The sequence below is a fragment of the Nonomuraea sp. NPDC001831 genome (assembly GCF_042892035.1).
Classification (GTDB): domain Bacteria; phylum Actinomycetota; class Actinomycetes; order Streptosporangiales; family Streptosporangiaceae; genus Nonomuraea.
On sequence record NZ_JBIATU010000009.1, the window covers coordinates 382,135 to 391,806 of the forward strand.

Below are 9,672 nucleotides of genomic sequence, written 5' to 3' on the forward strand. Positions count from 1 at the left end.
GCCTCGGTCTCTGCCATCGCGCGGCATGGCGCCGGTCAAGACGACTCTCCTGTCGTTCACGGGTACCGCCCGGGCAGACAAAAGTGGCCAGACAACCCGATGCGCGGCGTGGGGCCCTGAGATGTTCCGTAGAGGGCAAGATCACCTCAGTGGGGTTTGACGCCTAGTAACGGGCACTTGCCCCTCTGTGGCCTTTCTGGCGCCTGGGAAGGATCTTCCCCGTTGACGCCTCCGTACCGACGGGACGTTGAGAGTCTGCAGGCCATCCGCGGGGACGGCATCTACGGCGGCGCCCTCGTGGCCACCAAGATGGCCAGCGGCGCTCTTGAGGCCGACGCCGCCCGCGCGTGGGCCGTGCATGAGCGCGCCCAGGAGCCCGACGACGAGGGCCACCTGTGGATCACCCGCGAACCGCTCACCGGCTCGGCTGGCGCAAGCGAGGAAGGGGTCAGCGCATGACCCCAGTGGAGGGGCGGCGGGTGCTGGACCGGGCGGAGTGCCGGCACTGCGACAGCCTAATAGTCCTGTTGGACGGCGAGGCGGGCACGCCCCCGGGTCTGGGTGCACGAGTGGCGGGGACGGCCTGCACGTCGTGCACTGCTGGAGCCCGTACGGGATCGTCCCATCCCGGCAGGCGGAGCCGCTGCCCCCGGGGGCGAGGTGGCGCAGGTTCGTACGGCTGATCAGGGGGCGATGGTGAGTCATGGCAGACAAGAGGGGGAGAGCATGATCGAGGGAACACCGACGAACGACGAAGCGGCCCGGGCCGTGCCCGAGGACGCGGCCCGTAACCAGCGGGTGCTCAGGATGTACGGGGTCGTGGTCGATGGGCAGCGGTATCGGGCGTGCCGAAAAGCGGACTGCGGCAGGGTGGTGCCCGAAGGGACCGAGCACTGCTGTGGGCCGTGCGAAGTTTCCGCTTCGGATGAAGCCGTCCCACGCCGAGACCACCTCAGCGCTGGGACGGCTTCATCCCCACCTTCTGTGCGACCGCGTCCATCGCCTCGGCCTCGCTGACCTGGCCATCTTCGCCCTGGCAAGTCCATCTAGTGACACTTTCGTCGTTCGCACCGCGTGCACCGCTCCGCCTTCGGTCGAATGGACGCTGTGACACCGCGGCAAGTGCGTCTGCAGAGGGCCCTGATCTGGCTCATCGGCGTGGTCGGCATCACTGTCATCGCCACCGCGACCTTCCACCTCCTCGCGCCCGTGCCAGTACCCGACTGGTGGATGCCTGTCCTGGAGTGGCTGCCTGACTACCTAGTGCCGGAATACTCCACAGCGGATCTCCCGCCCGTGGTGCTCACGATCCTCGCGGCGGTCGCTCTCCTCGTCGGCATCAGCCGCTGGACGGTGAGCAAGCTCCGGCACCGCACCCGCTCCGAACTGCGGCCCCTCACGTCCGAGGAGATCGAATCGCTCTCTCCGAAGGAGCACTTCGACGCGCTCATCGCCGAACGCGGGACACGCCTTCAACGCTGGAGCACCTGGGGCGTGGTCTTCGGACTGCTGTTCACCGCAGGCAGCTTGGTCTACACCTCCAGATCGCTGGAAACCGCCCAGGAAGGACAGATCACCGACCGGTACACGAAGGCGATCGAACAACTCGGCTCCAAGAAGATCGACGTCCGTCTGGGCGCGATCTACGCCCTGCAACGCCTGGCGCAGGACTCTGAACGCGACCGGGAGACGATCGCCAACGTCATGGCCGCGTACGTGCGAGAGCACGACCCCAAGCCGAAGGCCAAACCGCCGGCACAGCCGAAGACCGACGTGCAGGCAGCCCTCACCGTGCTCAGCCGCGCCGACAGGCAGCCAGACGCCGAGGCCGCAGACTGGGACTACTGCATCTGCAACCTGGCGCGAATCCGCGTACCGGGCGCCGATCTGGTATGGGCGCACTTGAATGGGGCAGACCTGCGGGAGGCAGACCTGCGGGAGACGGATCTGCGCGGGGCGTACCTGAACGGGGCGGACCTGATCGAGGCGAACTTGCGGGAGGCGGACCTGAGCAGGGCGGACCTGAGCAGGGCGGACCTGATCGAGGCGGACCTGAGCAGGGCGTACCTGATCGGGACGGGCCTGAGCTGGGCGGATCTGCGCGGGGCGGACCTGCGCGGGGCGATCCTGAACAGGGCGGACCTGCGCTGGGCGGATCTGCGCGAGGCGGACCTGCGCGGGGCGGACCTGCGCGGGGCGGACCTGCGAGGGGCGAAGCTGACCAAAACTCGAATCGATGGGAAGACCCAGTTCCCTCCAGGTTTCCCAGGGACGTAAGCGCAGGCTTCGGTCAGCATGCCGCGCATGGCCGCCGCAGAATACGACCTGCTGATCGAGCAAGGCACCGACTACGACCGGCTGCTCACCCTCACCCGACAGGTCGAGGGGCGGCCACGCTCGACCTCACCGCCTGCGCCTTCCGCGCCCATATCCGCGCCAACCACGCCCGCGACGCCGTCCTGCTGCACGACCTGGCCGCGCACCTCGCCTTCGAGGACCCTGCAGCTGGGCAGGCTCGCCTGTACATCCTGGGCGACGTGTCGTCCGGGTGGGAGTGGGGGACCGGCGTGTGGGACCTGGAGCTCGTCGACGCCGGCCGGGCACACCTGTCCTGAAAGGAGCCGCCGCCGTGGCGACGAAGAAGATGCTGGCCGGGGACTACGACTTCGGGCAGGGCCACCTGAAGAACGTGTCGGATGTTGCAGTCGGATCCAACGGCTAACCGGCGAAGGGAGGCCCAGGGCGGACTGCCCGGTGACTCGCTTGGTTGGAATCGCCTCCTCCGGCTGGCTTGGACGACGCCCTAGCCAGAGCGATCGAGTCATGAGGGTTGACGGCCACGTCGCGCCGTAGTCCCCTCATGGTGAATGTTCTCGAATTCTTCTCCTCGGGAGGCAGGTATGAGGGTTACGTTCCTCGGTTCGACCTCACAGAACGGCGGCTCCCCCACGCTGTGGGCCACTGACCGGGGCAGCCTCGTCGTGCGCGGCTACCGGGTCACCGACAGGCAGGCGCTCGCCGACCTCGGGGAGGTGCCTGCCGGGGAGGCCGACATCGAGATTCCGCTGGAGCTGCTGAGCTTCTACCAGGCCCCCACCGCCAACGGCGCCGCCACGATCGAGGCGGCCGACGAAGGCTCCGGTGAGGGGCGTTGACCCTGGTTTCCGGCGACGCGTTCGGTGACCTGTTCAGGTCGTTCGAGCACACCGCGTTCCGGCTGGAGCCGAGGGAGCGCTACAACTCCCCGGGCGAGCACGAGCCAATCCGCAAGTTTCTCGCCGGCGAGCCCGACGACCTGGCGTGGAACCGGCCCTGGCTCGATCTCATGGCCGAACACGCGGCCAAGGGCAAGGTCGTCCACCGCGTGCGGGTCGTCTCCGTCCCGCTGTCGGACTACTCCCGCTTCGGCCTGTGGTGCGCGCAGTTCGCCATCCAGGCCGGAGAGGACATCCGCTACCTGGACCGGGCGCAGGCGGCCGGTCTGCCGGAGCTCGACTATTGGCTGTTCGACTCCAAGTGGGCCGCCCGGCTGAAGTTCGACGAGGATGACGTCCTGCTCGGCGCCGAGATCGTTACCGACCCGGCCCTCGTGGTCGAGCTGGCGGCGGCTCGGGACGACGCCTGGCATCGGGCGGTCACCCGCGAACAGTTCCTCGCCGACCTGGCACGAGAGTAGGACGGCTGAGTAGAAAAGGGGGCGTGACCAGCGTCCAGCAAGCCCGAGAGGCGCTCGGCAACAAGCTGCGCAGCCTGCGCGCGTCCGCCGGCCTGACCGGCCGTGAGCTCGCCGAGCGTCTCTCCTGGCCTGCCTCGAAGATCTCGAAGCTGGAGACGGGGAAGCAGACCCCTACCGAGGGCGACGTCACGGGCTGGGTCGGCGCGACGACCGGCGACGAGCAGGACAGCGCCTCGGTGCTGGCGATGCTGCGCACGATGGAGTCTGCGCACGCGGAGTGGCAGCGGCTCCTGAGCGGGGGCACCCGCCACCATCAGGGCACCTGGGCCGACATGGAGCGGCGCGCCGCTCGTCTTCGGGTCTTCGAGCCCGCCTTCGTTCCCGGGCTGCTCCAAACGGCTGGGTACGCCCGTCACCGGCTTGCCCAGGCCATCACCGTGTTCGGCATCACGAACGACATCGACGACGCCGTACGCGCCCGGCTGGCCCGGCAGGACATCCTCTACGACCCGCGCAAGCGCTTCCACTTCGTGATCACCGAGGCCGTCCTCCGGTACCGGCTGTGCCCACCGGAGCTGATGCTGCCCCAGCTCGATCGGCTGGTGGCCGCCTCGACGCTGCCCAACGTGCGCCTCGGCGTCATCCCGTTCGGCACGCCGTTCGTCATCGCCCCCGGGTGCGGCTTCTGGATCTTCGATGACCGCCAGGTGCTCGTGGAGATCTTCTCGGCCGAGCTGACGTTGACCCAGGCCCAGGAGATCGACCTGCACGAGAAGGTCTTCGGCGCGATGGCCTCCGTCGCGGCCTACGGCGCCAGCGCCCGCGCGGTCATCACCCAGGTGATGGAGGAGCTGCGCTCGGCGCTGCCCGACGACGATGGCGAAAATGCCGCGACGGCGTAGCTCGATGTTTCGCCTCGTCGCCGTCGGCTGGTCAGTATCGAGAAATCCCTAGAACTTTCCTCGCCGTTCTCTTCGCCTCCGTGTCACGCTGACAGCGCCATCGACAGCCCTGATCTGGAGATTGTCGTGAGTTCAGCGTTCGTTCCGCTCCTGCCCAAGGAGGCCGTGGCCGCGCTCCCGCAGCGGGCACGTGAAGTCGTCGAGTACCGGAAGTCGGGGCTGTCCCTCAACCACGTGCAGGGCTGCCCGCTCGGCTGCGCGTACTGCATCCGGCACACCTACGGCCTGTGGGACGCTGATCGGCCGCGGGCGTTGATGAGTGACGGCGAGGCGGTCGAGCAGCTCGTCAGCCATCGGTACTTCCGGCCGCACGACACCCCGTTGCAGGTGTTCAACCGGGCCACCGACCCGTTCCTACCGGGTGTGCGGGACCACCTGTTCGCGGTGCTGGAGGACCTCGACCGGCGCGGGCTCACGAACCCCGTGCTGGTGATCACCCGTGGTTTCGTGAGCGTCCGCGACTGTGAGCGGCTCAACGCCTTGACGAACGTGAAGGTGACGCTGTTGTTCACGTACTCGGGGATCGACGACAAGCGGATCGAGCGGCATCCCTCCGAGACCGCCGTGCGGTCCATGCGGCTGGCCACGGCGTACGGGCCGCGCCGCTACCGGACGATCTTCTACTGGCGTCCCCTGGTGCCCGGCCTGAACGACACCGCGGCTCACCTGGCGCGAGCCGTACGCCTGTCCAGGTCGGCCGACGCCACGGTGTTCACCGGCTTGTTCTACCGGGACGAGATTGCGGACTACTACCGCGCCAACGGCCTGCCCGAGCCCTACGAGGAGACCGCCCGCCGCAAGATCGTCCCTGAGACGCTGGAGGAACGCATTCTCGCGGCGTTCGCGCGCCGGCCGCTGGACGCGCCGCCGCTGTTCCGTAAGACCTCGTGCGCCGTCTCCTACGCCCACGGCCTGCCGGACTACAACGGGCACTACGGCATCGAGGAGCTGTGCGACATCTGCCCGACCGCTCAGCTCGACCGGTGCGCCCAGGCGCACCGCGTGCCGACCGCTCTCCAGCTCCTGGAGGCCGCCGGTGCCTTGCCCGAAGCCACCGGCATGCGCGTCATCGAGGTGACGGAGCGGGCGGCGGAGGTCGAGGGGCTGCCGTCCGAGCAGCCGCGCTATTACCTCCAGCACCGGCTCGGCTTCCAGGTCCACGACGCCGCGCATCCGCATCGCCGAGGACGGCACGGCCGGGCCGCGATCGGATGGGAGAGCACCAATGGCTGACATCGACAGGCGGGTGTGGACGGCGTTCCGCTACGCCGTCGCGGACGTTGAAGGCAACGGGCAGCAGCCTCCTGACCTCGTCGAGCTGGCCATCGTCCCGATCGCCCAGGGCACGGTAGAAGAACCGCTCACGTGGCTGGTGAAGCCACCGAGGCCGATCACGCCGCTCGCCTGCCGCATCCACGGCATCTCCAACCAGCAGGTGGCATCCGCTCCGCCGTCTGCCGAGTACGCCCCGGACATCATGGCGGCCTTCGGCGGCGCCATCTTCGTGGCGCACAACGCGCACGTGGACCTCAGCGTGCTGGCCCGGGAACTGCCCGGGTTCCAGCCCTCCCTGGTCATCGACACCCTCAAGCTGGCCCGCCGCCTCCTGCCGGGCCGCCCCTCGTACAAGCTCGGCGTGCTCGCGGAGGAACTGAAGCTCGCCACCGGCCTGCCCGCCGGCCTGGCACCTCACCGCGCGGCCTACGACGCCCTCGTCTGCGCCCGTCTCCTCGCGCACCTCGCCACCGGCGCGGAACCTCTGCCGCTGGCCGCCCTGCTGACCGACCCGACGACCTCCCGCGAAGGATCGACCGATGACGCAGCTCCGACCCTTTTCTGACCACCGACGCGGCCTGTTCATCAGCATCGACGGCCCCTCCGGCGCCGGAAAGTCGACCATCGTCGCGCACCTGTCGCAGCTCCTGGTGGCCGACGGCGAGCACGTCCACACCACCGCCGAACCGTCCAACGGAGTGCTCGGCAAGATCGCCCGCGAGATGACCGAGACCGTCACCGGCCCCGCGCTGGCGTGCCTGTACGCCGCCGACCGCTACCACCACCTGGAAACCGAGATCAAACCCCACCTGGACGCCGGCGAGATCGTGCTCTGCGACCGATACGTACCGTCCGCGCTGGTGATGCAGCGCTTCGATGGGGTGGACCCGGCATTCCTATGGGCCCTGAACTCCCCAGCCGACCGGCCGGACCTGGCGGTGGTCCTCGAAGGCGCATCCGAGGTGATCGCCGCACGGCTGGCGGAACGAGGAGCGCACAACCGCTTCCAGCTCACCCCCAGATCCAGCCACGCCGAGGCCCACTTCTACCGGCAGGCGTGCGACCGGCTCATCCAGGCCGGCTACGACGTCCTGCGCGTCGATATCAGCGCCGACGACGCTCACCAGATCGCGGTCACGATCAGGAACCGGCTCGCGAACTTCTTCGCCGTACGCGACGACCACCCGCCGAAGACGGCCGCGTGGTGACGCCCGTCCTGCGACTCCTCCCCCTCGACGACCAAGTGAGACCCAGATGACAGACACCCCGCTCACTCCGCCACCCGGCGCCAGCTTCAACCCGGCCGAGGCCGTTCCGGCCCGCACCTACGCCGCGCTGTGGGGGGCGGACACGGAGGCGTTCGCTCCCGACCGGGAAGCCGTGGACAAGCTCAAGAGGGCGATCCACGACAAGGTGGACGAGGTGGCCCAGGAGAACGCCGCCGCGCTGGTCCGCGTCGTCCGCCACCTCGGCGGGCGCGGCTACAAGCAGTTCGCCGACCTGGGCTGCGGCAAGCCCGTGCAGGGCATGGACGCGCTCGGGCTGCCGGACTTGTACGACGCCGCCGCCGGCATCGAGCCGGATGTCAAGTGGCTGGCCCTGGACTCCGATCAGGTGGTCGTGGCGACCTGCCGGGCGCTGCTGCGCGGCCCCGGCGTCAGCGTGGTGCAGCAGGACCTACGACAGAGTGCCAAGGTCCTCGACGCCATGAGCGCTCACCTGTGGCTGGGCAAGCCGGTCGTGGTCATCCTGGGTGCGGTGCTGCACTTCCTGACCGACGAGCAGTGCACCGACCTCAGATTCGCCCTGCGGGCCCGCCTGGCTCCCCGCAGTGTGGTCGTGGTGACCCACGTAACGGGGGACGGCATGGACCCGGCGGCCGTTGAGCGCGGCAGAGCCGCTTACGCCGAGTTGCACGGCGGTGTACCAATCTACGTCCGTAGCGAGCGCCAGGTGCTGGATCTGGTGCGCGACTTCGCCATCGCAGAGCCGGGTGTCGTCCGCACGATCGACTTCCTGCCGGAGGAAGACGGACGTACCCCGCTGCGGGACGCGCCGCACTTCCTCATGGTGATGGCGGAGCGTAAGGACAGATGACCGTGGCATGGCAGCGGCCAGTCACCGTGCGGCGCATCCTCGCGCGCCGTACTGCCATGCCACGTGCGTGCGGCCCGGTGTCGTCTTCCCCGCCGCATCGCGCCGGTCGCAGGCTGGGCGTCCGCTCGCCAGTCATTGACGCCCAGCCTGCGCCATCAGCTCAAGCAGTTCGGAAGCATCCCACGCCGGTGCCGTCTTCACCACGGCGGCGGCCGGTCGGGGCCGCCACGCTGCTGTTACTGCTCACCCGCCCTCGCAGAGAACAGTCGGAGCTGGGTGGAAAGAGCAGACCATGGCCAGAGCCCACCAGCCCCAGACGGACGAGCCGGTGCAGGACGAACCCGCCTTCGCGTGGGTCCCGTACAAGCCGATCGGCAACCTGCTACGGGTCTCGCACACCTCGTGCTGCGGCCGGTTCGAGTGGGCGTCCGAGGGCGGCCAGTTCTTCGTGCTCCGCTCCGCCGGCGGTGGCGGCTACGAGGAGACCGGCCGCGGGCGTTATCGGCAGGCCATGGACGTCTACATCGCTCTGGCCGAGCGGCACCGCGATGAGCATCTGCGCCGTGGGGAGGCCGCAGAGCCCGACACCTTCCTGAAGGGAAGCCGGCGGCGCGGCTGACCCCGGATAGGCCCCGTCAGCAGCCACCATCAACCCGTTGCCCATCACGACCACGAAGAGGGGACCCACCCTGTGACCACCGACAACGACGTCCACGACGTCGCCGCGCTACGTGACGCCATGGTGCACGAGCTCCGTGAGCAGGGCGCGATCCAGTCCGAGCCCGTGGCAGCGGCCTTCGCCGCCGTGCCGCGCCACGTGTTCACGCCGGGCGAGTTGCTGGAGGTCGCCTACGGCGTGGACAACGCGCCGATCGTCAAGCGCGACGACAACGGCCTGACCCTCAGCTCCGTATCGGCCCCGCATCTCCAGGCTGTCATGCTGGAAGCGGCTGAGATCAAGCCCGGCATGCGCGTGTGCGAGGTCGGCAGCGGCGGCTACAACGCCGCGCTGTTGGCTGAGCTCGTCGGCGACAACGGGCGCGTCACCACGGTGGACATCGACCCCGACATCGTCGAGCGCGCCGGCGCCTTCCTGCACGAGGCGGGCTACGACCACGTGCACGTGATGCTGGCCGACGCGGAGCGGGGCGTCCCCGAGGCTGCCCCGTTCGACAGGATCATCGTCACGGCCGGGAGCTGGGACATTCCGCCCGCCTGGATCGAGCAACTCGGCGACAGCGCCCGCATCGTCGTTCCGCTCCGGATGAAGGGGACGACCCGCTGGATCGCGTTCGACCGGGACAGCGCAGGGGGCCTGGTCAGCCGTGACTACGGGTTGTGCGTCTTCGTGCCGTTCCAGGGAGCCGGGTCCCACACCGAGCGGACGGTCACGATCGAGGACGGGGTGGTGCTGCGCTGGGATGACGAGGACCTCAAGGTCGATAGGGACGCGCTAGATCGCTGATGTGAAATTCGGTGATCGGCTGCGGACGTGACGAAGGGCGTCCATGGTCGGTGTGTGAAGACTGACCTAGACGCCCTTCTGATCGCACTCTATGTGTATCTGGACGATCACGTGATGCCTTCGCGGGAACGACCTCGCCGGCGGGGCCGTCCTCCGGTGCTGACAGCCGCCGAGGCGGTGGTCGTGGCGGTGGCCCA

General features: G+C 69.0%; 11 protein-coding genes. All 11 read left to right on the plus strand.

Annotated elements, in window-relative coordinates:
• Positions 1-222 precede the first annotated feature (222 nt).
• On the plus strand, positions 223-459 hold the full coding sequence (locus ACFYYW_RS29155) for a hypothetical protein (RefSeq protein ID WP_387653100.1): 237 nt from the start codon (positions 223-225) through the stop codon (positions 457-459).
• 663 nt (positions 460-1,122) lie between these two features.
• Positions 1,123-2,277, plus strand: a complete 1,155-nt coding sequence (locus ACFYYW_RS29160; protein ID WP_387653102.1) for a pentapeptide repeat-containing protein — start codon at positions 1,123-1,125, stop codon at positions 2,275-2,277.
• A 623-nt stretch (positions 2,278-2,900) separates the two neighbouring features.
• A complete protein-coding gene (locus ACFYYW_RS29165; protein ID WP_387653104.1) occupies positions 2,901-3,155 on the plus strand; it encodes a hypothetical protein in 255 nt (84 codons plus the stop codon).
• Positions 3,152-3,676, plus strand: a complete 525-nt coding sequence (locus ACFYYW_RS29170; RefSeq protein WP_387653106.1) for a DUF6879 family protein — start codon at positions 3,152-3,154, stop codon at positions 3,674-3,676. The genes ACFYYW_RS29165 and ACFYYW_RS29170 overlap by 4 nt, the downstream gene beginning before the upstream one ends.
• Before the next feature lie 23 nt (positions 3,677-3,699).
• The gene (locus tag ACFYYW_RS29175) at positions 3,700-4,578 is read left to right on the plus strand and encodes a helix-turn-helix domain-containing protein (RefSeq protein WP_387653108.1); all 879 of its coding nucleotides are present in this window, start codon (positions 3,700-3,702) and stop codon (positions 4,576-4,578) included.
• A 126-nt stretch (positions 4,579-4,704) separates the two neighbouring features.
• A complete protein-coding gene (locus tag ACFYYW_RS29180) occupies positions 4,705-5,871 on the plus strand; it encodes a hypothetical protein (RefSeq protein WP_387653110.1) in 1,167 nt (388 codons plus the stop codon).
• Complete coding sequence (locus ACFYYW_RS29185; RefSeq protein WP_387653111.1) at positions 5,864-6,478, plus strand: exonuclease domain-containing protein; 615 nt, start codon at positions 5,864-5,866, stop codon at positions 6,476-6,478. The genes ACFYYW_RS29180 and ACFYYW_RS29185 overlap by 8 nt, the downstream gene beginning before the upstream one ends.
• On the plus strand, positions 6,453-7,121 hold the full coding sequence (gene tmk, locus ACFYYW_RS29190; RefSeq protein ID WP_387653113.1) for a dTMP kinase: 669 nt from the start codon (positions 6,453-6,455) through the stop codon (positions 7,119-7,121). The genes ACFYYW_RS29185 and tmk overlap by 26 nt, the downstream gene beginning before the upstream one ends.
• A 46-nt stretch (positions 7,122-7,167) precedes the next feature.
• A complete protein-coding gene (locus ACFYYW_RS29195) occupies positions 7,168-8,010 on the plus strand; it encodes an SAM-dependent methyltransferase (RefSeq protein ID WP_387653115.1) in 843 nt (280 codons plus the stop codon).
• Positions 8,011-8,302: 292 nt separating this feature from the next.
• On the plus strand, positions 8,303-8,629 hold the full coding sequence (locus ACFYYW_RS29200) for a hypothetical protein (protein ID WP_387653117.1): 327 nt from the start codon (positions 8,303-8,305) through the stop codon (positions 8,627-8,629).
• Positions 8,630-8,701: 72 nt separating this feature from the next.
• Entirely contained in the window at positions 8,702-9,475 is a 774-nt protein-coding gene (fxlM, locus tag ACFYYW_RS29205) for a methyltransferase, FxLD system (RefSeq protein WP_387653119.1), read from the plus strand.
• Positions 9,476-9,672 lie beyond the last annotated feature (197 nt).

What these genes read in the sequence shown, in the direction of transcription:
- ACFYYW_RS29165 (WP_387653104.1), top strand. Translation starts at nt 2,901, where the DNA reads ATGAGGGTTACGTTCCTCGGTTCGACCTCACAGAACGGCGGCTCCCCC.
- ACFYYW_RS29185 (WP_387653111.1), top strand. Translation starts at nt 5,864, where the DNA reads ATGGCTGACATCGACAGGCGGGTGTGGACGGCGTTCCGCTACGCCGTC.
- tmk (WP_387653113.1), top strand. Translation starts at nt 6,453, where the DNA reads ATGACGCAGCTCCGACCCTTTTCTGACCACCGACGCGGCCTGTTCATC.
- ACFYYW_RS29200 (WP_387653117.1), top strand. Translation starts at nt 8,303, where the DNA reads ATGGCCAGAGCCCACCAGCCCCAGACGGACGAGCCGGTGCAGGACGAA.
- ACFYYW_RS29195 (WP_387653115.1), top strand. Translation starts at nt 7,168, where the DNA reads ATGACAGACACCCCGCTCACTCCGCCACCCGGCGCCAGCTTCAACCCG.